Source organism: Bacillus sp. MYb56 (assembly GCF_002976445.1).
Classification (GTDB): Bacteria; Bacillota; Bacilli; order Bacillales; family Bacillaceae_G; genus Bacillus_A; species Bacillus_A mycoides.
The window spans coordinates 29,926-53,785 of record NZ_PCOH01000028.1; the positions used below are offsets into that span (position 1 = coordinate 29,926).

General features: G+C 35.7%; 29 protein-coding genes, 3 pseudogenes and 1 other annotated feature. Of the genes and pseudogenes, 14 read left to right on the forward strand and 18 right to left on the reverse strand.

Annotation, left to right across the window (positions count from 1 at the left end):
* Positions 1-299: 299 nt before the first annotated feature.
* Positions 300-638: a GNAT family N-acetyltransferase gene (locus CQ058_RS24660; protein ID WP_002190888.1), complete on the forward strand. Its 339-nt coding sequence runs from the start codon at positions 300-302 to the stop codon at positions 636-638.
* 139 nt (positions 639-777) lie between these two features.
* Here CQ058_RS24660 and CQ058_RS24665 read toward each other — a convergent pair whose 3' ends face one another.
* Positions 778-1,251 carry a hypothetical protein gene (locus CQ058_RS24665; protein WP_002190890.1) on the reverse strand — a complete coding sequence of 158 codons (474 nt, stop codon included), beginning with the start codon at positions 1,249-1,251 and terminating at the stop codon, positions 778-780.
* A gap of 244 nt (positions 1,252-1,495) precedes the next feature.
* Between CQ058_RS24665 and CQ058_RS32405 the strand changes: the two genes are divergently transcribed.
* Both CQ058_RS32405 and CQ058_RS24675 read left to right on the forward strand, forming a co-directional pair.
* Positions 1,496-1,645: a hypothetical protein gene (locus CQ058_RS32405; protein ID WP_002190891.1), complete on the forward strand. Its 150-nt coding sequence runs from the start codon at positions 1,496-1,498 to the stop codon at positions 1,643-1,645.
* 187 nt (positions 1,646-1,832) lie between these two features.
* On the forward strand, positions 1,833-2,255 hold the full coding sequence (locus CQ058_RS24675; protein ID WP_002190892.1) for an immunity 70 family protein: 423 nt from the start codon (positions 1,833-1,835) through the stop codon (positions 2,253-2,255).
* A gap of 345 nt (positions 2,256-2,600) precedes the next feature.
* Here CQ058_RS24675 and CQ058_RS24680 read toward each other — a convergent pair whose 3' ends face one another.
* Positions 2,601-2,729, reverse strand: a complete 129-nt coding sequence (locus tag CQ058_RS24680; RefSeq protein ID WP_000050938.1) for a hypothetical protein — start codon at positions 2,727-2,729, stop codon at positions 2,601-2,603.
* 150 nt (positions 2,730-2,879) lie between these two features.
* Between CQ058_RS24680 and CQ058_RS24685 the strand changes: the two genes are divergently transcribed.
* A complete protein-coding gene (locus tag CQ058_RS24685; protein ID WP_002190894.1) occupies positions 2,880-3,182 on the forward strand; it encodes a YjdJ family protein in 303 nt (100 codons plus the stop codon).
* Positions 3,183-3,260: 78 nt separating this feature from the next.
* Here CQ058_RS24685 and tyrS read toward each other — a convergent pair whose 3' ends face one another.
* The 6 genes from tyrS to acsA form a co-directional block, all read right to left on the reverse strand.
* Positions 3,261-4,517 carry a tyrosine--tRNA ligase gene (gene tyrS / locus CQ058_RS24690; RefSeq protein WP_002190895.1) on the reverse strand — a complete coding sequence of 419 codons (1,257 nt, stop codon included), beginning with the start codon at positions 4,515-4,517 and terminating at the stop codon, positions 3,261-3,263.
* A gap of 70 nt (positions 4,518-4,587) precedes the next feature.
* Positions 4,588-4,816: a binding site (T-box leader), on the reverse strand.
* A 77-nt stretch (positions 4,817-4,893) separates the two neighbouring features.
* A complete protein-coding gene (locus CQ058_RS24695) occupies positions 4,894-5,139 on the reverse strand; it encodes a hypothetical protein (RefSeq protein WP_002190896.1) in 246 nt (81 codons plus the stop codon).
* Positions 5,120-5,665, reverse strand: a complete 546-nt coding sequence (locus CQ058_RS24700) for an RNA polymerase sigma factor (protein WP_002190897.1) — start codon at positions 5,663-5,665, stop codon at positions 5,120-5,122. The genes CQ058_RS24695 and CQ058_RS24700 overlap by 20 nt, the downstream gene beginning before the upstream one ends.
* Positions 5,646-6,101 carry a hypothetical protein gene (locus CQ058_RS24705; RefSeq protein ID WP_002190898.1) on the reverse strand — a complete coding sequence of 152 codons (456 nt, stop codon included), beginning with the start codon at positions 6,099-6,101 and terminating at the stop codon, positions 5,646-5,648. The genes CQ058_RS24700 and CQ058_RS24705 overlap by 20 nt, the downstream gene beginning before the upstream one ends.
* 66 nt (positions 6,102-6,167) lie before the next feature.
* Positions 6,168-6,725, reverse strand: coding sequence for a maltose acetyltransferase domain-containing protein (locus CQ058_RS24710; protein WP_002129424.1), 558 nt, complete (start codon positions 6,723-6,725; stop codon positions 6,168-6,170).
* A 100-nt stretch (positions 6,726-6,825) separates the two neighbouring features.
* Positions 6,826-8,544, reverse strand: coding sequence for an acetate--CoA ligase (gene acsA / locus CQ058_RS24715; RefSeq protein ID WP_002190899.1), 1,719 nt, complete (start codon positions 8,542-8,544; stop codon positions 6,826-6,828).
* A 176-nt stretch (positions 8,545-8,720) separates the two neighbouring features.
* Between acsA and acuA the strand changes: the two genes are divergently transcribed.
* The 4 genes from acuA (at position 8,721) to CQ058_RS24735 (ending at position 12,182) form a co-directional block, all read left to right on the forward strand.
* The gene (acuA, locus tag CQ058_RS24720) at positions 8,721-9,353 is read left to right on the forward strand and encodes an acetoin utilization protein acetyltransferase AcuA (RefSeq protein ID WP_002190900.1); all 633 of its coding nucleotides are present in this window, start codon (positions 8,721-8,723) and stop codon (positions 9,351-9,353) included.
* Between the two features lie 17 nt (positions 9,354-9,370).
* On the forward strand, positions 9,371-10,015 hold the full coding sequence (locus CQ058_RS24725) for an acetoin utilization AcuB family protein (protein ID WP_002190901.1): 645 nt from the start codon (positions 9,371-9,373) through the stop codon (positions 10,013-10,015).
* Positions 10,012-11,178, forward strand: coding sequence for an acetoin utilization protein AcuC (acuC, locus tag CQ058_RS24730; RefSeq protein ID WP_105590027.1), 1,167 nt, complete (start codon positions 10,012-10,014; stop codon positions 11,176-11,178). The genes CQ058_RS24725 and acuC overlap by 4 nt, the downstream gene beginning before the upstream one ends.
* 143 nt (positions 11,179-11,321) lie before the next feature.
* Positions 11,322-12,182, forward strand: coding sequence for an alpha/beta fold hydrolase (locus tag CQ058_RS24735; RefSeq protein ID WP_370458374.1), 861 nt, complete (start codon positions 11,322-11,324; stop codon positions 12,180-12,182).
* A 66-nt stretch (positions 12,183-12,248) separates the two neighbouring features.
* On the opposite strand, the gene CQ058_RS24740 is transcribed toward CQ058_RS24735, so the two are convergent.
* The 3 genes and pseudogenes from CQ058_RS24740 to CQ058_RS24750 form a co-directional block, all read right to left on the reverse strand.
* A complete protein-coding gene (locus CQ058_RS24740) occupies positions 12,249-12,518 on the reverse strand; it encodes a hypothetical protein (RefSeq protein ID WP_002129432.1) in 270 nt (89 codons plus the stop codon).
* 123 nt (positions 12,519-12,641) lie between these two features.
* Positions 12,642-13,331, reverse strand: a pseudogene (locus tag CQ058_RS24745) (response regulator transcription factor).
* A gap of 1 nt (position 13,332) precedes the next feature.
* Positions 13,333-14,787 carry a sensor histidine kinase gene (locus CQ058_RS24750; protein ID WP_002129434.1) on the reverse strand — a complete coding sequence of 485 codons (1,455 nt, stop codon included), beginning with the start codon at positions 14,785-14,787 and terminating at the stop codon, positions 13,333-13,335.
* 171 nt (positions 14,788-14,958) lie between these two features.
* On the opposite strand from CQ058_RS24750, the gene CQ058_RS24755 reads away from it, so the two are divergent.
* The 3 genes from CQ058_RS24755 to mscL all read left to right on the forward strand — a co-directional run bounded on the left by CQ058_RS24755 (position 14,959) and on the right by mscL (position 17,232).
* Positions 14,959-15,639, forward strand: a complete 681-nt coding sequence (locus tag CQ058_RS24755) for an ankyrin repeat domain-containing protein (RefSeq protein WP_105590028.1) — start codon at positions 14,959-14,961, stop codon at positions 15,637-15,639.
* A 136-nt stretch (positions 15,640-15,775) separates the two neighbouring features.
* Positions 15,776-16,702, forward strand: a complete 927-nt coding sequence (locus CQ058_RS24760; RefSeq protein ID WP_002129436.1) for a Gfo/Idh/MocA family protein — start codon at positions 15,776-15,778, stop codon at positions 16,700-16,702.
* A 128-nt stretch (positions 16,703-16,830) separates the two neighbouring features.
* Positions 16,831-17,232, forward strand: coding sequence for a large-conductance mechanosensitive channel protein MscL (mscL, locus tag CQ058_RS24765; protein ID WP_002015591.1), 402 nt, complete (start codon positions 16,831-16,833; stop codon positions 17,230-17,232).
* Between the two features lie 50 nt (positions 17,233-17,282).
* Here mscL and CQ058_RS24770 read toward each other — a convergent pair whose 3' ends face one another.
* The gene (locus CQ058_RS24770; protein ID WP_002129437.1) at positions 17,283-17,555 is read right to left on the reverse strand and encodes a DUF3917 domain-containing protein; all 273 of its coding nucleotides are present in this window, start codon (positions 17,553-17,555) and stop codon (positions 17,283-17,285) included.
* A gap of 111 nt (positions 17,556-17,666) precedes the next feature.
* Here CQ058_RS24770 and CQ058_RS24775 point away from each other — a divergent pair.
* A pseudogene (locus tag CQ058_RS24775) lies at positions 17,667-17,774 on the forward strand (DUF3949 domain-containing protein); the annotation flags it as partial.
* A gap of 15 nt (positions 17,775-17,789) precedes the next feature.
* Positions 17,790-18,152, forward strand: coding sequence for a DUF4288 domain-containing protein (locus tag CQ058_RS24780; RefSeq protein WP_002190907.1), 363 nt, complete (start codon positions 17,790-17,792; stop codon positions 18,150-18,152).
* A gap of 34 nt (positions 18,153-18,186) precedes the next feature.
* Here CQ058_RS24780 and ccpA read toward each other — a convergent pair whose 3' ends face one another.
* The 5 genes and pseudogenes from ccpA to CQ058_RS24815 form a co-directional block, all read right to left on the reverse strand.
* Positions 18,187-19,185, reverse strand: coding sequence for a catabolite control protein A (gene ccpA, locus CQ058_RS24785; RefSeq protein ID WP_002034370.1), 999 nt, complete (start codon positions 19,183-19,185; stop codon positions 18,187-18,189).
* 275 nt (positions 19,186-19,460) lie between these two features.
* Positions 19,461-19,940, reverse strand: a pseudogene (locus tag CQ058_RS32410) (bifunctional 3-deoxy-7-phosphoheptulonate synthase/chorismate mutase); the annotation flags it as partial.
* A gap of 172 nt (positions 19,941-20,112) precedes the next feature.
* Positions 20,113-21,129, reverse strand: coding sequence for a CamS family sex pheromone protein (locus CQ058_RS24805; protein ID WP_002190909.1), 1,017 nt, complete (start codon positions 21,127-21,129; stop codon positions 20,113-20,115).
* 113 nt (positions 21,130-21,242) lie between these two features.
* Positions 21,243-21,569: a bacillithiol system redox-active protein YtxJ gene (gene ytxJ / locus CQ058_RS24810; RefSeq protein ID WP_033728252.1), complete on the reverse strand. Its 327-nt coding sequence runs from the start codon at positions 21,567-21,569 to the stop codon at positions 21,243-21,245.
* 2 nt (positions 21,570-21,571) lie between these two features.
* Complete coding sequence (locus CQ058_RS24815) at positions 21,572-22,081, reverse strand: DUF948 domain-containing protein (protein ID WP_050001013.1); 510 nt, start codon at positions 22,079-22,081, stop codon at positions 21,572-21,574.
* A 187-nt stretch (positions 22,082-22,268) separates the two neighbouring features.
* Between CQ058_RS24815 and CQ058_RS24820 the strand changes: the two genes are divergently transcribed.
* Entirely contained in the window at positions 22,269-23,384 is a 1,116-nt protein-coding gene (locus CQ058_RS24820; protein ID WP_002167560.1) for an aminopeptidase, read from the forward strand.
* A 37-nt stretch (positions 23,385-23,421) separates the two neighbouring features.
* Here the strand turns inward: CQ058_RS24820 and CQ058_RS24825 are convergent, their stop codons facing one another.
* On the reverse strand, positions 23,422-23,856 hold the full coding sequence (locus CQ058_RS24825; RefSeq protein WP_002190911.1) for a hypothetical protein: 435 nt from the start codon (positions 23,854-23,856) through the stop codon (positions 23,422-23,424).
* Between the last annotated feature and the right edge of the window lie 4 nt (positions 23,857-23,860).

Consider the following 23,860-nt stretch of genomic DNA (forward strand, 5'->3'; position numbering starts at 1 on the left):
TCTGCAAAGAGTATTATTAAAAGCCTTAGGAACCTTGTTTATCAAGGGGCCTGGGCTTTTTTTATTTATCATTAACAATGCAAAATAACACATAAAAAAGAATGTACCTGGGGCTAAGTGGGGCTAGTTTGGGGCAAAAAATATAATGGCTGGCGTGTGTATAGAAATGGATAAGCGCAAAAAACAGATGATAAAAGGAGTTAATTGTTTTGAAAGAAAAATTCAACGAGATCACTCTTCATGTACAAGACTTTCAAAAATTAAAAATGTTATTAGACGAATTAGTATAAGATGAAATAATGTTCATAGAAGGGGTTTCTAAGTATGCTTTAAATATTTCTTCTAAAGAATCTAAAGTCACCATTAACCTTAGAAGCGAGTTTTACCCCGATCCATACTTGGCGATTACTGCTATAAACATTACACCAAGTAATCAAGGTAAGGGAAGTATTGTTCTTGAATGGTTTAAAACATTCGCTAAAGAAAAAGGCTTCGAGCGATTAGTATTACAGGAAGTTATAACTGAAGAAGGTTACCATTTTGCATTAAAAAATGGTTTTTCAAAAAGGGTTGGTCCATTCGAGGAAATATTTAGAAAGCCTGATAGTACCGACGGAAATTATGAATTACATTTATAAAGAGTAAAATAAAAGTGAACGAATATTTTTTCATACCCGTTCACTTTTTTTACTTCAGTGCATTATCTAATGTTACCCATTCTTTCCACATACAAGCATATTCAATGAATAGTAAAAAGCCACACTCTATTAAATGTGACTACATTAATTTTTCAATTGATTTATTTTCTTCTTCAATATACTTATCAATTAAAACCCATATATGTTTCCTCTCTTGATTAGAAGAATTCTTATAGTTATTCTTTTCTTCCTCTTTCGATGAATCTACAAAATCAGCACACCACGTAATATATAGGTTACATCTCTTCCTTAAATCTTCCTGAAAACAATTTTCCCTATCTAAATTAATCCAAATGAACGGTTTATGATTTAATAATTCATATTTCATCTTTTGTTTTTCGTTCTCATCCGTTTCTTCAAGACATCTTCTACCAAGATCAAGAACTTTTATAATATGTTCAAATAATTCATTTTGCATTCTTCTTTTTTCAGGTAACACCACGGCTATCCTACGATCTTTTTTCCTAGTAAGATAATCTTTTATAGAATTGATGATTACCATTACTGCTGTAATACCAGAAAAAATTAGCGTAATAATTTTAATCCAATCCATTTTCTACCTCCTTATGTTGTAAATACATATTACAACATAAGGTTATTACTATATAAGAAATTCCCTTTATTACAGTACTTCCTTTTTAGCTTCTTCTGCCACTTCCATTTCCGCTAATATACGAGGTACCGAAGTTCTCATAAAAAAACTCGCTCTAAAGTAGACAAAAAGAGTTAATGAGTATTTGATAAAAGGCGAGATACCAAAAGACTATTTCAAAATTCATGAATAAGAAGGTGCAAATATGAAATTATACTTTAAAGTTGCTTTTAAAGATAGAGAAGAAGTTTCAAAAGTTACAAAAGGTAGTACAAGACCTGATTTTTACACAAAGGATCACAGCTTGGAAGTGAAAAATTATGACTTGTCTACTTCATCAAAAAAAGTAACCTAGTTAGAGTTATTGTTAAACAAGTTAATGATAGGGTTGATAATTTACCTATAGGTACAAAGCAAACTGTCATCATTGATATACGAGGACAAACTGTTCCTGAAGAGGCTTTATTTGATATCGTAAGAAAAATAAGAGAAAAGTCTAAAGAAACACCCGAGGTAATATTTAAACGAGAGGATTGATATTAATGGCAGTAGGATTTAAAGTAGATATATTTTTCTATGAAACAGGACACCCTGATTTTTTACATAGCTTTTTTTCAACCATGTCATATCATACAGAGTCTGAAGGTTGGGGCACTAAGTACCCACTATTAATGAAGAATTTATATTTCGACAAGTTACGTTGGGAGGACACAGAAGAAGCACTTCAAAATGTAGAAGAGATAAGAAAAATTTTAAGTGAATTACCTCCTGCAGAAGTCATTTGGGATATTGAGCACATGGAAAAACAGCCACCTTGGGGAAATAAAATCCCTAATAAAATAACTAATTTAGCCAATTATCATGCTACTCCAACAGGTACAATTTTTTTAGATTTACTAAGCAACGCTTTAAACACTGCAAAAAGAAACAAAATTGATATAACAATTTCAAATCTAGGAAAATAAATCCTGCTAGATATCTTATGGTTTCATTTGAGTTTTAATCACTTTACGCTTCGAGGCTGAGGCTGAATAAAAACATTTAAGTCACACTCATATGAGTTGTGGCTTTTATTATGTAATAATTTATAGATTTTCGTAGACATTTCACACCCCCTTTATTTTTTAAAAAAGACTTTTTTAATTTACATCTAATAATTACAGTTAAAACTACGCATATAATAACGACATTTTCTCTTTGATTTATCGACGACGTCCTTAGACAGATTTATTCTTTCTAGCTAAAAAAGACTGTTTAAAGCAACTAAACAGTTACTTCAAACAGCCTTTATTTTTATATATAAAATAAAATTATTTATTTTCCTCTTTTTGAACATATACATAAGCATCTTTCTGCTCTTTATGTACATCAACCTTCGAATGCTCTGCAAGCTGACCAGCGTTTAGCAAAGAAAAAATAATGAGCGCTTCTAGTGACATTTTGTTTTACCACTCCTTTCTATTTGTTATACATTTATCATACCGCTTACATGTGATTTCCGTATGAACTCGAAAAGGAGATTACAACAAAAAGGTTCCAGGAATACGAATGCACGCTATAATAACCATTAAATAGGAGGTTGTTTCATTTTGACAATAAACCAAATGGTTCAGTTAGGCAGTGCATTTATGCTGTTTATTACTTCAGCACTTATGAGTTGGTATCAAGGGAGTAATTTAATAGATTATCCTGATGAATGGAAATATAGCGCTAAGTTTACGAATTATTTTAAAGGGTACGTTTCACATTATGACGATATTTATCAAATCGATTTCTTTATATATGCGGCAAAATTTTATCCCGGGGCATTTGTCGTTATGCTAATTAGCTTACTTTACATGCTCGTATTAATTCTTCATATTCTATTTAAAAGAAATCATGAGGCAATTTAAATGCATACATAAAAACCCCGAACGATAGACTTTTCAGCCTACCATTCGGGGTACTATTTGTTTTAATTTCTTTTCTGATTAGTAACGAATTAAGAAATATTTCTTCTTACCGCGGCGAATGATTGTGAATTTACCTTCGATGCGGTCGTTTTCTGTTACAACGTAGTCTAACGCTTGTGTACGCTCACCGTTTACGTAGATTGCACCGTTAGTTACATCTTCACGTGCTTGACGTTTAGATGGTGAAATTTTGCTTTCTACAAGTAAGTCGATTAATACTGTATCTTCTGCAGTACGTTCTACAGATGGTACGTCTTTGAATCCTTGCTCGATTTCGTTTGCAGTAAGTTCCGCTACAGAGCCACTGAATAATGCAGCTGAAATTTTAATTGCTTGCTCTAACGCTTCTTCGCCGTGAACAAGTTTTGTCATTTCAGATCCTAATGATTTTTGTGCTGCACGTTTTTCTGGTGCTTCAGTTACTTGCTTCTCAAGCTCAAGAATTTCTTCATGAGATAAGAATGTGAAGTATTTTAAGTATTTAACTACATCGCGGTCATCTGTATTGATCCAGAATTGGTAGAACTCGTAAGGAGTTGTTTTCTCTGGGTCTAACCAAATTGCGCCGCCCTCTGTTTTACCAAACTTCGTACCATCAGATTTTGTAACTAGCGGAATTGTTAAACCGAATGCTTTCGCATCTTCTTCTGATTTACGGATTAATTCAAGACCCGCTGTAATGTTACCCCATTGGTCACTACCACCGATTTGTAGACGGCAATTATGGTTTTGGTATAAGTTTAAGAAGTCGTATGATTGTAAAATCATATAACTAAACTCAGTGAATGAAATACCAGTATCTAAACGAGATGCTACTGTATCTTTTGCTAACATATAGTTTAAACCGAAGTTTTTACCGATATCGCGTAAAAATGAAATTACATCTAAGTTACCAAGCCAATCATAGTTATTAGCCATTGTTGCTGGGTTGTCCACGTTTTCGAACTCTAAGAAGTTTGAAAGTTGGTTTTTAATGCTTTCTGTGTAGTAAGCAACTGTATCTTTCGTATTTAATGTACGCTCTGCTTTTTTACCACTTGGGTCACCGATCATACCAGTACCACCGCCAACAAGTGCGATTGGTTGGTGACCAGCTAATTGGAAACGACGTAACATTAATACTGGTAACATATGACCGATGTGTAAGCTATCCGCTGTCGGGTCGAAACCACAGTATAATTTAACGCTTTCTTTTTCTAATAATTGCTCAAGGCCCTCAGCATCTGTTTGCTGGTTAATTAGACCGCGAAATTCAAGATCTTGTAAAATACCCATATCCTACATACTCTCCTTTAAGTTCATTACTGGCGTGAAGGTTGAAAACATAAAAAAATCGCCCCTTTAAATAAGGGACGATTTTGATCATCGCGTTACCACCCTAGTTGCAGACAAAAAAAGCCTACCACCTTATTTACATAACGGCTTAGCACCGTCTTTTCCCTTTTGAATATAACTCAATCGAAAAAAGATGCTCTAGGGGCGTAATTCGCGATCATCTATGTGCTGATTTCCACCGACCATCAGCTCTCTAAAACAGGGAAATGATCACTACTTCTCCCTTTCCACGCTCAATTATTCATATACTTTTCTTTATACCATCATTTATATAGGCGTGTCAAATAGAGGTATGAGTTCTTTCCCTACCAATCCTTTATAAAGTCGCAAGGAATATCGTAATAAGAGAAATAACTGGAACACCAACTAATAACGACACATGAAACACAACCGATAAATCATTCCCAATCGTCGCTTCCACAGGATCTTTGGCCGGAGAAGCAAGAAATCCAAGTAATCGATCGAAGCGGCTTACCGTTTTCGGAAAATCCGGTATTTCTACATGATCGCTATCTAAATGCTGCTTTAATTTATATTCATTCTTAAAAGGATTTTCGCTCAATTTCATCCACCTCCAGCAATTGTTTCAATTTCTTTATCCCGTTATGAAGTCTCGACTTCACTGTTCCAACAGGAATATCCAGTACCTCTGCAATTTCTTTTTGCTGCATATCATGATAATAAGAGAGAATCAGGACCGCTCGCTGTTCTTCAGGAACTTTCAAAATTGCTTCTCTTACCGTGAGACGATCTTCGTGAGAAAACTCCTTTTCCTGAATCGGCACTAAAAATGGCAAAAGCGTGCGCCACTTTTTTCTCCTATTTAATTTATTAATCATGAGACGATAACCAATTTGAAATAAATACGTTTTAATTTTTCCTTTTCGGGTTTCATACATATGTTTCTTACGCTCTAGAGTCAAAAACGTATCTTGAACGAGATCTATACTCAGTTGTTCATCACGATTAAATCGATACAAAAATGTATATAGCGCTGGTTTGATTAAAACATATAGTTTTTCTCCGGCTTGCTTATCTCCATTTTGATAAGCAAGCATGAGCTCCTCCTCAATCCCAATCTGCGCCATTTTTTTTGATCTCCTTTATTCCTTTTAACGTTAATGAAATACGGGAAATTAAATATGCACTTGCAACAATAATCCATACTTGCGATTGATTCGCAAAAAATTGAACGTAAGGGTTTTGAATTGTATGGCCGGTTGAAACTAAAATGTTTAATGCTTGCACACATATGCATGCATACACGGCAAGACAAACCGAAATAGTATCAAATACATTCCAGCGAAAATACACTTTTGTCTTTGTAAAATCAATTTTATTTCCATTTTTTCGTACAATATACTTCTTATCAAACGGAATAAGGATTGAAAAAATAACAATCATAATAATCCCAACTGTAATCATTGAAATTTTAAATCCAATTGGTATAGGTAATAACATACCACAAGAAAACACAACTATAATTCCAATTAAAGCAAAAGTCAGCATCAATTTATTAGACATAAAAAAGCCTCCCTCATCTATTCTTTCATAAATGTATACAGACGAGGAAGGCGCTTCGTTCAAATATTATTTTATTTTTTTTATGATTCTCGCAGGATTCCCGCCAACTACTACATTATCTGGCACATCTTTCGTTACAACAGCACCAGATGCGATGACAGCATTATCTCCAATTGTTACGCCCGGATTAATAATCGCTCTTCCGCCAATCCATACGTTATCGCCAATTGTAACTGGTTTTCCGTACTCTGATCCGCTTATGCGCTCTACTGGATCAAGCGGGTGCGTTGCTGTATAAATGTGAACACCTGGAGCTAACATACAGTTCACTCCGATTGTAACTGGGCATACGTCTAAAATCGTACAGTCAAAGTTTGCGTAAAAGTTTTCACCAACGTGAATGTTATAACCGTAATCACATCTAAAAGAAGATTCAAGATGAATGTTATCTCCAGTCGTTCCGAATAGTTCTTTTACGATTGCACTACGTTCTTCTAGTTTTACTTCTGGTGTTTCATTTAATTTTCTCGTTAATATACGAGCTTGCTCCCTGTCCTTTACTAAAACGGGATCAGCCGGTATGTACATTTCCCCTTGTATCATCTTTTCTTTTTCTGTTTTCATCATACTATCCCCTTTAACTCATATATATAAGTTGAACAACTACATCATAACATAAAAAAAGAAAGGTCTGAACATATTACTTGTTCAGACCCTTCCTCTTTTAATCTTCCATCGTTGATAAGTCACCTGTTGGTAAGTTTAGCTCCCAAGCTTTTAATACACGGCGCATAATTTTACCACTTCTCGTTTTCGGTAATTTATCTCTAAATTCAATTTGTCTTGGAGCTGCATGAGCTGCTAAGCCTTTTTTCACAAATTGACGAATCTCTTCTTTTAATTCTTCAGATGGTTCGTATCCCACGCGAAGCGCGATAAATGCTTTAATGATTTCCCCGCGTACTGGATCAGGAATACCAATTACACCAGCTTCTGCTACAGCAGCATGCTCGATTAATTTACTTTCTACTTCAAACGGACCAACACGCTCACCTGACGTCATAATTACATCGTCAATACGTCCTTGGAACCAGAAGTATCCATCTTCATCCATATAAGCAGAGTCACCTGATACGTACCAATCTCCCGGCATGAAGTAAGAATCATATTTTTGTGGGTTATTCCAGATTCCACGCATCATAGATGGCCAATCTTTACCAATTGCTAAGTTCCCCATTGTGTATGGAGGCACTTCATTTCCTTCATTATCAACAATCGCTGCTTTCACACCCGGAATTGGTTTCCCCATTGAACCTGGACGGATTTCCATACAAGGATAGTTACAAATAACTTGTCCGCCTGTTTCTGTCATCCACCACGTATCATGAATACGAAGTCCAAATGCGCTCATACCCCAGCGAATTACTTCTGGATTTAATGGCTCACCAACACTTAATACGTGACGCACTTGTGATAAATCATATTTTTTAATTGCGTCTTGTCCAGCTCCCATTAACATACGGAACGCTGTCGGTGCACTATACCAAACTGTTACACCGTAATCTTGCAGTGCTTCATACCATGCCTCTGGACTAAATCTCCCGCCTAAAATAACATTTGATGCTCCCACTAACCACGGTGCAAAAATACCGTAAGCTGTTCCAGTTACCCAGCCTGGGTCAGCTGTACACCAATATACATCATCTTCTTTTAAATCTAATACCCATTTCGCTGTTTGATAGTGCTGAACCATTGCGTTTTGAGCATGAAGGACGCCTTTTGGCTTACCAGTAGAACCAGATGTGTAATGTAGAATTAAACCGTCTTCACGGCCTAACCACTCGATATGTAATTCTTTTGAAGCTTGTTCAAATAAAGGATTGAACGCTACAGTTTTACCGCCTTCTTCTGCATTGTCTCCAACAAGGAAGACTGTTTTTAAAGCAGGTAAATCATTTAATGGTATGCGCTCTAACAATTCAGGAGTTGTAATTAACACCTTCGCTTCGCTATCTTCTAAACGATCGCGAACTGCGCCTTCCATAAATGCTTCAAATAATGGTCCAACAATTGCCCCTAATTTCACTGCACCTAAAAGTGCGAAATATAATTCTGGGGAACGCGGCATAAAAATAAAAACGCGATCGCCTTTCTCAACATCGCCATAGTTTTTCAGGACATTTCCTGCTTTATTAGAAAAATCCTTCATTTCCTTAAACGTATATTTCTCTTTTCGCGATCCATCTTGATAATAAAGTGCTACTTTATTCTTTCGATCTGATTTCGCATGCTTATCAATTGCCTCATACGCCATATTTACTCGTCCTGTTTCATTCCAAGTAAAATTTTTATTAACCTCTTCCCAGTTAAAATTCGCGTATGCCTCTTCATAATTCGGCAAATTATTTTCTCCTTTAATGACAGGAAGCGTTTCCACTTTCATACTTTACATCCCCCTCCTATGTATTCTATTATCTATTATAATGACATTATTTAAAATTTTCAGTATTTTTGTTGATTTTTAGACAAATTTTTAATGACAAAATTCGATTCACATCGCATATATTATAAAGTACGATATTAATAGATTCACAAACCCTCAAGGTGGTGAGCAATAAATTGATTCATAAAAAAATATATAATGCCAGAAACTTAAAAACAGCGAAAGGCACTTTAATTATTGAAGGTCCTGTCTCTACACATAATCTTGAAATGTATGAATTTCATCCAGACTTAATTGCGTTTCGTCCTGCCGAGCAGCAATATAAAGCAATTGTCGAAATTTCTAAATTACCAGAAGCTCGTCTCATTATTGCTAGACATGACCAAACGATCGTTGGATATGTTACATACTTATATCCTGATCCGCTCGAGCGATGGTCAGAAGGAAAGATTAAAAACTTAATTGAACTCGGGGCGATTGAAGTTGTCCCAGCCTTTCGTGGTTGCTCTGTCGGAAAAAATTTATTAGAAGTTTCAATGATGGACGATCATATGGAAGATTACATTATATTAACGACTGAATATTATTGGCACTGGGATTTAAAACAAACAGGCTTAAATGTTTGGGAATACCGAAAAGTAATGGAAAAAATGATGAATGCTGGTGGTTTACAATGGATGGCTACAGATGATCCTGAAATTTGTTCACACCCGGCTAACTGTTTAATGGTTCGCATCGGTAAACGCGTCGATACGGATTCTATTCAAGCATTTGATCGTCTACGTTTTCACAATCGTTTTATGTATTAATAAAGGGGGCAACTGGAATGATTGTAGAAGAAATTATGAATCAAGATGTAGTGACACTGCATCCAAACGATACAATTGAAACAGCAATCCGAACGATACGTACGAAAGGCATTCGGCACATTCCAATTGTCGATCAAAATAATCATGTCGTAGGCATTATTTCTGATCGGGATGTAAGAGATGCAAGTCCGTCTATTTTAGATGAACAAGTTTCACTCGATATGCTGAAGCAACCGCTTGAACTCATAATGAAACACCCTGTTATGACTTGTCACCCTCTCGATTTCGTTGAGGAAATTGCGACTTTATTTTTTGAAAATAAAATAGGCTGTCTTCCTGTTACGAAAGCTGGAAAACTCGTAGGTATCATTTCTGAATCTACAGTGCTGCACACGTTAGTAAAATTAACAGGAGCTCATCAACCGAGTTCACAAATTGAAATTCAAGTGAAAAATGAACCTGGTATTCTTGGAAAAGTCGTTGCTATTTTTAGTGATTTACAAATAAATATTGTGAGCGTTCTCGTCTATCCAGCAAAAGATGAGAATGATAAAGTACTCGTTTTCCGCATTCAAACGATGAATCCTCTAAAAGTGATTGATGCACTCGAAACAGAGGGCTACCGCGTATTATGGCCAAACATAATGGGGATGCAAGCATGAGCAGCGCCTTCATTTATTCGGATGACTTTCGGGGCTATTCTTTTAGCCCTGATCATCCTTTTAACCAACTACGCGTCACACTCACGTATGATTTATTACAAAAGAGTGGTTTTATCTCCCCTTCTCAAGTCATCTCGCCAAGAATCGCTACAGATGAGGAAATTGCATTCATTCATACAGAGGAGTACATAAATGCGGTAAAACTTGCTGGAGAAGGAAAGTTAGAAAAATCAATTGCGATGACATATGGACTTGGAACAGAAGATACACCGATGTTTCCAAATATGCACGAAGCAAGTGCATTACTCGTTGGCGGAACATTAACAGCTGTCGATGCTGTTATTTCTGGGAAAGTAAAGCACGCCCTCAATTTAGGTGGTGGCTTACATCATGGCTTTCGTGGTAAAGCATCTGGCTTTTGTATTTATAACGATAGCTCTATCGCAATGAAATATATTCAGAAGAAATACGGTTTACGCGTTTTATATATTGATACAGATGCTCATCACGGTGACGGGGTACAATGGTCTTTTTACGACGATCCTAACGTATGCACCATTTCATTACACGAAACTGGGCGTTATTTATTTCCTGGAACTGGCGCAGTAAATGAACGTGGACAAGGAAATGGATATAATTATTCTTTTAACGTTCCACTCGACGCTTTTACAGAAGACGAATCGTTTTTAGATTCATATCGAACAGTTGTAAAAGAAGTGGCAGCATACTTTAAACCGGATATTATTTTAACGCAAAATGGTGCTGATGCACATTATTACGATCCACTTACACACCTTTGCGCAACGATGAACATTTACCGTGAAATACCGAAGCTCGCTCGTGAAATCGCTAATGAATATTGCGACGGTCGCTGGATTGCTGTCGGCGGTGGTGGCTATGATCACTGGCGCGTCGTACCAAGAGCTTGGGCACTCATTTGGCTCGAAATGAACAACATCCAAAACATCTCAGGTTATCTCCCTCCAGAATGGATTGACGCTTGGAAAGGACAAGCAGAAACCGACCTTCCCCTTACATGGGAAGATCCAGACAACATGTATCAACCTATCCCTAGAAAACCAGAAATCGAAGAAAAAAATGCATTAACTGTAGCGAAATCTCTTGAAATTATTCGGAATAATATGACAAAATCTTTATATTAAACAGAGAGGAGGCTCGCTTTTTGAACAGCCTCCTTTCTTTTATAGTTTGTTTGCTACTATTGTTGTGTTTTGTCGTTAAATCGATATTCCGTGTCGAATCGATGATATATTTTTTATTTATTAATGAACTAACCCCAACTCTAATGAGAAAAGGTAGTGACACTATGTGGAAACAACAAATAATCAACACGAAACGCGGCACATTCGAACTCTTTACAAAAGGAAATGGCGAACCGCTTTGTATTACACATCACTATTCACAATTTAATGACACTGGCGATTACTTTGCGGATGTTTTCACTGCTACGCATCGTGTATTGCTCATTAATTTACGAAACGCTGGTAACTCAGCAAAAGCCAATTCAGAAAAAGAATTAAGTATGATTGAAACCGTTCACGACTTAGAAGCAATACGAGAAGCTTTACAACTCCCAACATGGCATTTCGCTGGCCACTCAACAGGCGGTATGCTTGGACTTTTATATGCGATTACATATCCAAATTCCTTACAATCATTAGTCATCGTTGGAGCCGCAGCAAGTAACTATACCGAAACACTATTTTGCATTTATCACCCAGCACATCCTCAGTTTCATTATATGCAACAACTCATCGAAACTTTAAAAAGCCCTCACCTTACAAGTGAAGAACGGAAAGAACTATCTACTAAGAGAACAAAATTATCATTGTATAAACCCGAAAACTACAAATTTTATTTTTGTAAACCAATCAAAAAAACTATGTCCGCTAGCCGGATGAACACTTTCGCCAATGAATATCCGTCATTTGATTTAAGAGAGAATTTACCTTCCATCCAAACAAAGACCCTTATTATATGCGGAAGATATGATGTACAGTGCCCGATCCAATATTCTATCGAGATGCATGAGGGTATACGTAATTCTATCTTTGTGATATTTGAGGAGAGTAACCATTATCCTTTTTTAGAAGAAGCTGCTCAGTTTACTTCTACTACTCAAACATTTTATAAATCGTTACACTAGTACCGTTATTACTAAGGAAAGCTCACAGCCTCTATAAGAATATGAACTTTTTTCAAAAGAAATATTTCACACTAGAAACAACAAGAAGAACAAAAAAATCATTAAGCCTACATCAATGAATATCGACTTTTTATCTCCTGCTTTTATACTCATCATAAAATTAGAAATTATTTTAATTCCAAAAAAGACCATCATAAATAACCCACCGAAATGATCATTCGTAGAATCTTCATCATAAAACATTTGTATTGCACCGATAATTAATAAGATAAGTATGATATTGGTTCCAATCTTTAAAGCCTTGTTTGATTTATTATCTTTTAATGTATCTCCCAAAATGTAGCACGCCCTCTCATGCTCTCCTATGTTTTATCTCTCTTTATATTTTAACATAAATTACCTATTATTCCCTTTTTGTTCGAATAACATAAAAAACCTACCAATTACTTGGCAGGTACATTACACGTTAAAGCGATAACCAGCTCCCCACACTGTTTCAATATATTGCGGGTGAGCAGGATCTCTTTCAATTTTTTCACGTAGCTTTCTAATGTGAACAACGACAGTGGCTAAATCGCCAGCTGATTCTAGTCCCCAAATACGTTCAAATAACTGTTCTTTATTTAATACTTGGTTTGGATGCGTTACAAAGAATGTTAATAAATCAAATTCTTTCGTTGTAAACGCAATTTCTTAATTGTTTATAAAAACTTTTCTCGCTCGCTGATCGATAGAAATTCCATGAATATATAACGTATCGCGTTGCTTACTCACATTTCCTGATAATCTTTCATAACGAGAAATATGTGCTTTTACTCTTGCGACTAATTCACTTGGACTAAACGGCTTCGTTATATAATCATCCGCGCCTAAACCGAATCCGCGAATTTTATCTATATCCTCCTTCTTTGCTGAAACAAGTAAAATCGGAATGTCTTTTATAGCACGTATTTGTTTACAAATTTCAAAACCATTCATTTTCGGAAGCATAATATCTAAAATAATTAAATCATAGTCTTCCTGAAGAGCCATTTGTAGACCTATTTCACCTGAATACTCTACATCGACTTGAAAATCACTAATTTCTAAATAATCTCGCTGTAATTCTGCAATACTTATTTCATCTTCTACTAGTAAAATTCTCTTCATTCTACTCACCACATTCCTGTACTTTTTTCAATGAGAAGAAAATACTTGTACCTTCCCAAAGCTTACTTTCCGCCCAAATTTCCCCGCCATGTTCTTCAACAATTTGCTTCGCTATCGCTAAGCCAAGTCCACTTCCACCTGTGCTAGAATTTCGCGATTGCTCTGCACGATAAAACCGCTCAAATATATACGGCAGCGTATCAGCTTCTATACCTGACCCATTGTCCATCACTTTCACAATAACTTTATTGTTATCACTCAATACTGTTACAGTAATTTTCTTCTCTTCTTTATCCATGTATTTCACACTATTATGAATCAAATTTGATATAACTCTATTTATCTTTTCGCAATCAGCCGTTACATATAGTGGTGATGATTGTAATTGTAAGTAAACTTCTATACCTTCCTCACTTAAATCCATCTGCATCTCTTCTAATAATTCCTGCATAAACACGTTTAACTCTATCGTTTCAAACTGAAAGGGAACTCGATTCAAATCAAGCTTTGAAAACAAAAAGAGCTCATCAATGAGTGTATCCATATGTTTTGCCTTCGTATGAATGGTCGTTAAATACTTATCCATTTTTTCTGGCGTATTTGCGACTCCATCTTTTATGCCTTCTACATATCCAATAATAGATGTAATCGGTGTTTTTAAATCATGAGATATGTTTGAAATGAGTTCTTTTCGATTTTCTTCATACTGTGCTTGCATCTCTATCGACTCTTTTAATCTCTTCCTCATTTCCTCAAACCCTTGATTTAATCGCCCAATCTCATCATAGGATGTAACTGGAATTTGAAAATCTAAATCCCCTTCTTTAATTCTCCCAGTCGCATCTTTCAATACAAAAATTGGTTTTATCACACTTCTTGAGACGAAATAACTTAATAACCCTATGAGTAAAATGGCTAACAGTAAAAGCGCTCCGAACAAAATTGGAAATAATTTTTGTGTAAGATCGACAAATGAACTCTGCCTTTTTAGTACAAATATACTCCCTTCTTCATCTCCGGGAAAATAAAAATCAAATTTTACATATCGATAAAATGTATCGCCTAGTTCCGTTGTACCACGACTATTAATATTTGCTGATTCAAATTTCGGAATGGCTTCTTTTAAAGATACACCTTCAAATATTTTTGTAGCATAAGAAATGGTTTCTCCCTTTCTTACAACTATTTTCACACCTTCTTTTTCAAGTGATGAAACGAACGATTCATCTAATAGTTGTGATTGATTTTTCTTTGCCGCTAATTTCAATTCAATATACGTATTCTCTTCTTCTGGCGTAAGCGGCTTTTGAATATAGGAACTTTTATAGAAATTTTTCACTGATTCCAAGTCTCCTGTTATGGAAAAAACAATTAAAAATCCCGCGACTAATATGAGCGTGATGGAAACGAGAATAACAGCGATATAAGAAAATAAAAATCTTGTTTTAATAGACATATCTTACATCCTCACTTTAACAAACCTTGTTATTCATAAGCATAAAAATATATGTTCAAATACTCAAGCGATTTTATAGTAATTTTAGCACCAGTTTATAAAAATTTAATGTTCCTATTTTACAGTTTAAATTAGGATACCGAATTGCTTGCAAAAGGAGGTTGAAATTCCATGTTCAAAAAAACATTAAGCATGATATGTTGCGTAATTTTTTTACAAGGATGCTCACAAGAACAAGAAGTTAAAAAGGAGATGACAAACATGGAGACAGCACTACTAACAGCTACTGAGAAACAAGAAACGAATACTGTTATATCATTACTCAAAAAAGGGGCTGACATAAATATAACGGACAATAAAGGACGTACTTCTCTTATGATTGCTACATACAAAAATGATGTAAAAACTGCAAAAGTGCTTATTGAAGCAGGGGCTGACGTAAATATCCAAGACGATATGAAAAACAATCCCTTTCTATACGCCGGTGCAGAAGGTTACTTTGATATTTTAAAACTAACGATTGATGCCGGTGCAGATCCATCGCTTACAAATCGTTACGGCGGAACAGCTCTTATCCCCGCCTCAGAACATGGCTATATTGATGTTATTAAAGAACTCCTTACGCGAACAACTATTGATGTTAACCATGTAAATAATCTCGGGTGGACCGCTTTAATGGAAGCCATCGTACTAAGTAATGGAAACGAAACACAGCAACGAGTCATTCGCCTTCTTATTGAACATGGTGCTGATGTAAACATTCCCGACAACGATGGTGTTACCCCGCTAGAGCATGCCCGTGTTCATAACTTTGAAGAGATAGAGAAGATTTTGTTAGCGACAAATAAATAAAAGCTCATTTCCTATAAAAAACGTATCATTTTCAAATCTATTTTTTGCCATTCTCCCCAGTCTATGCTACAGTTATTTCGTCACATAGCTATACAGCTAGACAACTTATATATTTATAATAGGGTGGGAAAAAAACATGAGCAAACCTCGTATTGGAATGATTGGATTAGGTAGTATTGCACAAAAGGCTTACCTTCCAACACTGACAAAGGAAACTGATTGGACTTTTGTGGGAGCGTTTACACCTAATGTTAATAAAAGAAAACAAATTTGCGAGCAATATCGTATTCAAGATTTCGCTAACCTTCAGGCACTCGCTTCAGAATGTGATGCGGCTTTCGTTCATAGTTCAACTGCTACACATTATGAAATCGTTTCTGAACTTCTGAAAAAAGGAATCGATGTTTATGTTGATAAGCCGCTAGCTGCTACTACTGAGCAAGCAGAGAAGCTAGTTGAAATGAGTGAAAAGTATAATCGAAAGTTAATGGTGGGATTTAATCGCCGTTTCGTTCCTATGTACGTTACTGCCAAAGAGCAAGCTAATGATACTTCATGGATTCGAATTGAAAAGCACCGAACAAATAAGGTGGGGCCATATACGTATGACTTTACTATGTTAGATGATTACTTACATATTGTAGATACTGCTCGCTGGTTAGCTAACGATGACCTTAACATCGTTCATAATATGATGCAAATCAATGAAAAGAACGAACTTCTTTACGGACATCATACATATACAACTGCAAATGGACTTTTACTTTCTACGGCGATGCACCGCCATGCAGGTACAAATTTAGAACAAATTGAACTTGTAACGGCAGGTAAAATCATTCGCGTAAAAAATATGAACACATTTGAAATTGAGCAAGAAAACTCCGTTTCACAAAGTGGTTCACCATCATGGGAGACAACGTTAAAGCAGCGCGGATTTGAAGATGCTGTTCATCATTTTATCCAATGTGTACAAGGTGATACACAGCCTATTGTAGATGGATTAGAAGGATTAAAATCTCAACAAATGCTCCAATCTCTACTGCAAGCTGTAAGCAAAAATTAAAACGGATACATTTTTCAGAATTTACTTTCATTCCCATTTCCTCTTTATTTCTATCACAAATTTCTATAGAATATGTTGATAGGAATTATAAATTTCATATTGAATCGTGGAAAGGATGGGATTAACACATGTGGAACGAGTTTAAAAAATTCGCATTCAAAGGGAATGTAATCGATTTAGCTGTCGGGGTTGTAATCGGTGCTGCATTCGGTAAAATCGTTAGTTCTTTAGTTAAAGATATCATCACACCATTACTTGGTATGGTACTGGGCGGCGTTAACTTTACAGATTTAAAACTTACATTCGGTAAATCATCTATTATGTATGGTAACTTCATCCAAACTATTTTTGATTTCTTAATTATTGCAGCTGCTATCTTTATGTTTGTTAAAGTTTTCAACAAACTAACATCTAAAAGAGAAGAAGAAGAAAAGAAAGAAGAACTTCCAGAACCAACAAAAGAAGAAGAAATTCTTGGCGAAATTCGCGACTTACTAAAACAACAAAACTCTTCTAAAGATAGAGCATAATTGAACGGATAAAAAGGCATGCCCCCTTGGGACATGCCTTTTTTTATATGCTATAACGTTTCCGAATTCATATGAATAAATGCAATAATACCTGCAACCATAAGTACCATAATGCTACCTGCAAATAGTGTAATACCCATGAACATTAAACTTGTGCTCATGTCCACTGATACACTTTCAATAAAAATAGAAATTACATACGTGATAAGGGCGATTCCTGCAAGAATACTTCCTGGAACAAATCGCTTTAAGCCATTTTGTTTTAACGTCATATATGCAAAAATAGCAGTCATGCAAAGCGTAATTATCCAAAGAACGATCATCTCTTCTCCCCCCTCACAAGCCTTTTCTTTCTATTATACATGACATTGCCCTATAATAGTTAAATTTGCACTTGTGTGACATATAACAAGGAATAACCCCAACTGTAGCGAATGTCTTATAAAGAATCCCAAATACATTACCATTATCAAAGCAACGTATTTACAATACCCGCTTCACTTATCGCGAGTATTGTTTATAAAGTAAAACATTCAGCATAAGGAGACTGATCTCATGTGTATGCTGTAAAATTATTATTTGAATCTGTCCATTCAAGTGAGCCTAATCCTAGTAAAATTGATGAACATTATGAAGAGAATCACGATACACTTTTTGAAGAAAGTATCATTCTCGTTAAGGCGAACAGTTTAGAGGAAGCTCATGAGCTAGGTGAAAAGATAGCTCTACAGTCTGAAGATACGTACGATAATATGTACGGTGAGCAAGTAACATGGACGTTTAGAAAAGTGTTGCATGTTTTCGAATTAGATGACACACCATTTGAGACAGGAAAAGAATTATATGCACGCTTTTTACATGTTAAGAAAACTGAAAATGTAGATACAGTAGTTAAACACCATTATCCTGAATATGAATAAAAGCTCACAGCTATCGCTGTGAGCTCTCTTATTCTTACTTCGTTGAATCTCTAAATTGGATACGGTGAGGTAAGATAACTGAGTGATCTTCTACTTTTTCTTTGTTCATATATTTCGTTAGTAGACGCATTGCTACTGCACCGATATCATACATTGGTTGTACAACTGTCGAAAGTTGCGGACGAACCATTAATGCAAGACGTGTGTTGTCAAAACCAAGCACTTCGATATCCGTTGGTACGTTTAATCCCGCGTCTTGTGCTGCGTGGATTACACCTAGTGCCATTTCATCAGAAGATACGAAGATTGCTGTTGGTTTTTCATCCATGCCCCAAAGTCTTTCAAACGCTTCTATACCTGAATCATATGTGTAATCTCCATCAATTATAAGATTTTCATCATATGAAATACCTGCTTCTTCTAAAGCTTTTTTATAACCTTGTAACTTCTTCGCGCTTCCTGCTTTATTAATGAAAGGACCAGAGACGAAACCGATACGTTTATGTCCTTGCTCAATAAAATGCTTCATTGCATCGTAAGCTGCTTGTGTATAATCAATATTTACTGATGACGTTTCATTTTGTTCATCAAATGACGCTGCTAATACAATTGGTACTGGAGATTTTTTGAACTCTTCAACGTGAATATCTGTAATATCTTCACCCATGAAAACAATCCCGTCCACTTGTTTCCCAAGCATCGTATTTAATAAGTGGAACTCTTTCTCTTTGTTCTGGTCAGAGTTACTTAAAATGATGTTATATTTGTACATTGTTGCGATATCTTCAATTCCACGAGCAAGTTCTGCATAAAACGTATTTGAGATATCCGGAATAATAACACCCACTGTAGTTGTCTTCTTACTTGCTAGTCCACGTGCTACCGCATTCGGGCGGTATCCTAAACGATCAATTGCTTCTAATACTTTCTTTCTTGTTGTAGGCTTTACATTTGGGTTACCATTCACAACGCGTGATACGGTAGCCATTGAAACATTTGCTTCACGCGCTACATCATAGATTGTTACGTTCATCTCTTCGCACACTCCTTCTATTTATGTTATCTATTTTTATGTATCGGTTCACTTGAATGAAAAAAAGACATCAACTCTATTTGCAGATGCCAACAATCGTCCCGAGTTCTTCCTTTTACTAATGATACGCTAAAAACACAGGGTCATACAATATTTTCCCGCAAAAGTTTCGAAAAAATTCGCTTCTTTTCTCGTATTTTCGTATTTTTTATGCAAAAAAGGTCAATTTTTGTAAAAAAGCTATGTAACAAGGCTACATAGACTAAGAAATCTTTTTATAATTTACTTCCGAATGCTTTTAATTCTTTCATAAACTCATTGAATTCTGGAATGTCCATTTGCTGCGCTTCATCTGATAATGCAACTGCTGGGTCTGGATGTACTTCAGCCATAATAGCAAAAGCACCAATTGCCATAGCCGCTTTTGCAAACGGTAAGAGAAGGTCACGTCGCCCTGTAGGGTGTGTTACATCGACAACAACAGGTAAATGTGTTTCTTTCTTTTAAATTGGCACAGCGGAAATATCAAGCGTATTACGCGTTGCTGATTCATATGTGCGAATACCACGCTCACATAAAATGATATTACCATTCCCCTCTGCCATACTATATTCTGCTACATTAATAAATTCTTCAATTGTTGCTGATAAACCACGCTTTAATAATATTGGTTTATTTACAGCACCAGCTGCCTTTAACAGTTCAAAGTTTTGCATATTGCGAGCGCCAATTTGAATAACATCAACATAATCTGACACTTTAAAGAAGGCACTGAAAGAGTCTATTTCATAAGAAAAAAGAGGTCATTCCCTACTATGTACAGGTAATGACCTCCTTTCTTCTTTCAACATCTTTAGGAAATTCGAAATGTTTTTCTCGAAGTATTCACTTTTTCAGTAGCCTCAGCTTAAAAACTGTCTTTTTTTATTATAGGAAAGAAACAAACGGTTTATCACTGTTCTTCTCTTTTATAATAACAGCCTCGATTTTATTCTCGGACTTTATTTGTAATTGAACTTTAGCATCTTTAGGAAATTGTTCTAACATACTTTGAGCAGCCGTTTGAGAGAGTGCCATTAATTCTGACTTACCGTTATATTTAACGACAATATCCATCTTTAATTTATCCATCTTATTTTGCTTATAAGAAATCTTAGCATTAACAGGGATATAATCTCCTGGAGAAAATGCCTTCATTGCTTTAGAAAAATTCTTTAGCGTATCATTATCTTCTCCATGTGCCCCCTCAAATTCTTGAGAAGGATACGAATACGACTTTTCATCAATAGTATCCCAATTTCCAAGATTAGTCTCGTTCTTTTGAACAGTAGCGCTTGAAATATAAGTACCATTCTTTAAAGAACTTGTACTTTCTTGCTTAAATATAGCAAACGTAATTGGAGATTTGTTATATTTATCATTTTTATTAATAGCTTCTATAAGCCCCTTAGCGACTTCAGTACCTTTAGAAATAGCTTCCTCATTAGATACACTTGAAGACATAGATAAACCAATAACAACACCAGATAAGCTTAGTTCATTTGAATTTTGTTTGCCGAAGTAGTCCTGTTCTATAATATTAGTCAAAACTGGTACTTCTTGTTTCGTAACTAATTCATCAATTGTTTTCTCTGGAATATATTGATTTAATTGTAATACGTAATTTTCTGTATCGAATTGTTTTGAAGCAATATCCATTAAACCATTTTCATATTCTGCTAAATCTAGTTTAGAATTAGTTTTAACATTAACTGTATTAATTACCTTTTGTTCTTTTAAAGGAATAACAGTTCTATAGTAATCCTTAGAAACAGCAGTTCTTGGAATCATACTTTTTTCTTTCGTATCTTTCTGTACAACTTCATCCTTCTTCTCAATAGTATTATTGCTGCAAGCCCCCAGTAATAAACTTAAGCTTGCGATGCATAATGCCATTTTCTTCATTGCTTAAAACCCACTTTCAAAAGTCAATTTACTTAGTTTTAAAGTATCTCTAGTGTACCACTAAATATATTGCAACAAAATAAAAAAGAAGCAAGCCCTTCGCTTGCCTCTCCCTATTTTACATTCTCTTCTAAAGCTTCTTTTTTAATATTCCAATGCGATGTATGCCATACTACCATTCCATCTTTTATGTATAACACTTGCGGAGATTCATGCTTAATGCTGTACTGCTCTGCAACATGGTTCGAAACATCTCTCGCCTCTTGTACGTATAAGTAATATGCTGGCACTTCTCTTTCTTCACCGCAATATGCTTGAAACTCTGTATATGCACCGTGACTAATTGGGCATGTCGTACTATGTTTAAAAAGAACGTAAGGCTCGTTCTTTTCTACTAACGCTTCAAATTCTTCAATTGTTTCAATCTTCATCATACTCATCATTACTCACCTCTCATGCGAAGTCTAGAGCGCTTCTCTCTCTTTTCAGCCTTCTGCTCAGCTCTCTCAAGTTTACGCTCTTCTTTTTCAACCTTTTTCTCTTGTCTCGTAGTACGGTAATGATTATATACTTCAATTGCTGCGCTGCTCCACTGTACAACTTGTGCTACTTTATCTGCATTATTTTCAATTTCGTCCGTAACAGACTCTGATACATTGCGAAGCTTCGTATTTAAAGAGTGAATCGTCGTTCCGATTCCATCCACACCTTCTACTACTTTATTTAGCGACTGTGACTTCTGTTGAATATCATCAGCTAACGCATTTGTCTTATGTAATAATTGCTCCGTCTCTACGCTTATTCCTTGCATTTGCTTTTCTAAACCTTCTAACGTGCTCGCAACGTTTTCTAACGTCTTCTGAACCGATAACAATGTTCTGCATACATACACTACTAATACTGCGAAAGCAACCGCGATAATAGCCGCACTTACATATAGAAGAACTTGCATTTCATCACTTCCTTTATCTTTTTCATACTTTCTCCCATTATACAATCATTTTCCGTTTCATTCTAATCCCTATCTTTTCATTAGAATTTTCATACTTATTCGTTAACTTTAACATAAATGATTCAACAAATTCCACTAAGTAGGTTACAATAGGAGAGGATACATAATTAGTAGGGAGGCTTTACATATGAAAGATCCACGCATTGAAAAGTTAGCATACAATTTAATTAACTACTCTATTCGTTTACAAAAAGGCGAAAAAGTATTAATTGAAAACTTTGGCTTACAAAAAGAACTTGTAACTGCACTTGTAAAAGAAGCATATGCAGCTGGTGGTTTCCCATTCGTTTCTTTAAAAGATCATCAAGTAGATCGCTCTTTATTAATGGGTGCTACTGAAGAACATTTCGAACAAATCGCTGCATATGAAGCGAGCGTAATGAAAGATATGGACGCTTATATCGGCCTTCGCTCTGGTGATAACATTAACGAACAAGCTGACGTTCCAAGTGAACGTATGAAAGTTCACGGCCAAACAGTTGGCAAAAAAGTTCATAGAGACATCCGTGTTCCGAAAACACGCTGGGTTGTTCTTCGCTACCCAAATGCTTCTATGGCGCAGCTTGCTAAAATGAGCACAGAAGCTTTCGAAGACTTCTACTTCGAAGTTTGTAACTTAGACTACGGTAAAATGGATAAGGCGATGGATAGCCTTGTTACATTAATGAATAAAACAGATAAGGTTCGCTTAACTGGTCCTGGAACTGACTTAACATTCTCTATTAAAGACATTCCAGCTATTAAATGCTCGGGTCATTTAAACATTCCAGATGGTGAAGTATACTCTGCACCAGTTCGCGATTCTGTTAACGGTACAGTTTCATACAATACACCATCTCCTTACAACGGTTATACATTTGAAAATGTACAACTTAAATTTGAGAACGGTCAAATCGTTGAAGCAACTGCAAATGATACAGAGCGCATTAACAAAATCTTCGATACAGACGAAGGCGCGCGTTTCGTTGGTGAGTTCGCAATCGGCGTAAACCCATACATCTTACATCCAATGGGAGACATCCTATTCGATGAAAAAATCGATGGCAGCTTCCACTTCACACCTGGACAAGCTTATGATGATGCATGGAACGGCAACAACTCTAACATTCACTGGGATTTAGTATGCATTCAGCGCCCTGAATACGGCGGCGGTGAAATTTACTTCGACGACGTATTAATCCGTAAAGACGGACGCTTCGTTGTAACTGAACTAGAAGCTTTAAACCCAGAGAACTTAAAATAATGAAAAACGCTCGGAATTTTCTCCGAGCGTCTTTTTATTAATATTGTAATAAATCTTTCGCCACATCTTCTGGCACTTTAAAACTCATTTTCTTATTTTTCATTTCAACTTCGACATAAGGGACATCTTTATATACTGTCATAGTACCAATTTCATGTAACTCTTTTTTATCTTTACTCGAATCCAATAATTTCGGTGTATCCTCTTGATACATTTTAAACGTTTTCCCTTGCGGAGTATCTAAAGGAGCCGATTCCATTTCCCACTCATCCATTTTGATTGATTCAAACAACTTTGTGATTTCTTTCTTATCGGTAATTGTTTTTTTATCACTCGAATCAATAAGCGATTCAATTTCAATTTTTTGTGCCTTTTCTAAACTAACATCAGACTTCTCTTTCTTCGCACTACATCCTATTAAAAGAATGGATGCAGTTAGCAGAAACAAAAACAACATATAGATCTTTTTCATTTCT

Coding starts and splice junctions, on each gene's coding strand:
- CQ058_RS24660 (WP_002190888.1), top strand. CDS start 300: ATGTTCATAGAAGGGGTTTCTAAGTATGCTTTAAATATTTCTTCTAAA.
- CQ058_RS24665 (WP_002190890.1), bottom strand. CDS start 1,251: ATGGATTGGATTAAAATTATTACGCTAATTTTTTCTGGTATTACAGCA.
- CQ058_RS32405 (WP_002190891.1), top strand. CDS start 1,496: ATGAAATTATACTTTAAAGTTGCTTTTAAAGATAGAGAAGAAGTTTCA.
- CQ058_RS24675 (WP_002190892.1), top strand. CDS start 1,833: ATGGCAGTAGGATTTAAAGTAGATATATTTTTCTATGAAACAGGACAC.
- CQ058_RS24680 (WP_000050938.1), bottom strand. CDS start 2,729: ATGTCACTAGAAGCGCTCATTATTTTTTCTTTGCTAAACGCTGGTCAG.
- tyrS (WP_002190895.1), bottom strand. CDS start 4,517: ATGGGTATTTTACAAGATCTTGAATTTCGCGGTCTAATTAACCAGCAA.
- CQ058_RS24700 (WP_002190897.1), bottom strand. CDS start 5,665: ATGGCGCAGATTGGGATTGAGGAGGAGCTCATGCTTGCTTATCAAAAT.
- CQ058_RS24705 (WP_002190898.1), bottom strand. CDS start 6,101: ATGTCTAATAAATTGATGCTGACTTTTGCTTTAATTGGAATTATAGTT.
- CQ058_RS24710 (WP_002129424.1), bottom strand. CDS start 6,725: ATGAAAACAGAAAAAGAAAAGATGATACAAGGGGAAATGTACATACCG.
- acsA (WP_002190899.1), bottom strand. CDS start 8,544: ATGAAAGTGGAAACGCTTCCTGTCATTAAAGGAGAAAATAATTTGCCG.
- CQ058_RS24725 (WP_002190901.1), top strand. CDS start 9,371: ATGATTGTAGAAGAAATTATGAATCAAGATGTAGTGACACTGCATCCA.
- acuC (WP_105590027.1), top strand. CDS start 10,012: ATGAGCAGCGCCTTCATTTATTCGGATGACTTTCGGGGCTATTCTTTT.
- CQ058_RS24735 (WP_370458374.1), top strand. CDS start 11,322: ATGAGAAAAGGTAGTGACACTATGTGGAAACAACAAATAATCAACACG.
- CQ058_RS24750 (WP_002129434.1), bottom strand. CDS start 14,787: ATGTCTATTAAAACAAGATTTTTATTTTCTTATATCGCTGTTATTCTC.
- CQ058_RS24755 (WP_105590028.1), top strand. CDS start 14,959: ATGTTCAAAAAAACATTAAGCATGATATGTTGCGTAATTTTTTTACAA.
- CQ058_RS24760 (WP_002129436.1), top strand. CDS start 15,776: ATGAGCAAACCTCGTATTGGAATGATTGGATTAGGTAGTATTGCACAA.
- mscL (WP_002015591.1), top strand. CDS start 16,831: ATGTGGAACGAGTTTAAAAAATTCGCATTCAAAGGGAATGTAATCGAT.
- CQ058_RS24770 (WP_002129437.1), bottom strand. CDS start 17,555: ATGATCGTTCTTTGGATAATTACGCTTTGCATGACTGCTATTTTTGCA.
- ccpA (WP_002034370.1), bottom strand. CDS start 19,185: ATGAACGTAACAATCTATGATGTAGCGCGTGAAGCAAATGTTTCAATG.
- CQ058_RS24805 (WP_002190909.1), bottom strand. CDS start 21,129: ATGAAGAAAATGGCATTATGCATCGCAAGCTTAAGTTTATTACTGGGG.
- ytxJ (WP_033728252.1), bottom strand. CDS start 21,569: ATGAGTATGATGAAGATTGAAACAATTGAAGAATTTGAAGCGTTAGTA.
- CQ058_RS24815 (WP_050001013.1), bottom strand. CDS start 22,081: ATGCAAGTTCTTCTATATGTAAGTGCGGCTATTATCGCGGTTGCTTTC.
- CQ058_RS24820 (WP_002167560.1), top strand. CDS start 22,269: ATGAAAGATCCACGCATTGAAAAGTTAGCATACAATTTAATTAACTAC.
- CQ058_RS24825 (WP_002190911.1), bottom strand. CDS start 23,856: ATGAAAAAGATCTATATGTTGTTTTTGTTTCTGCTAACTGCATCCATT.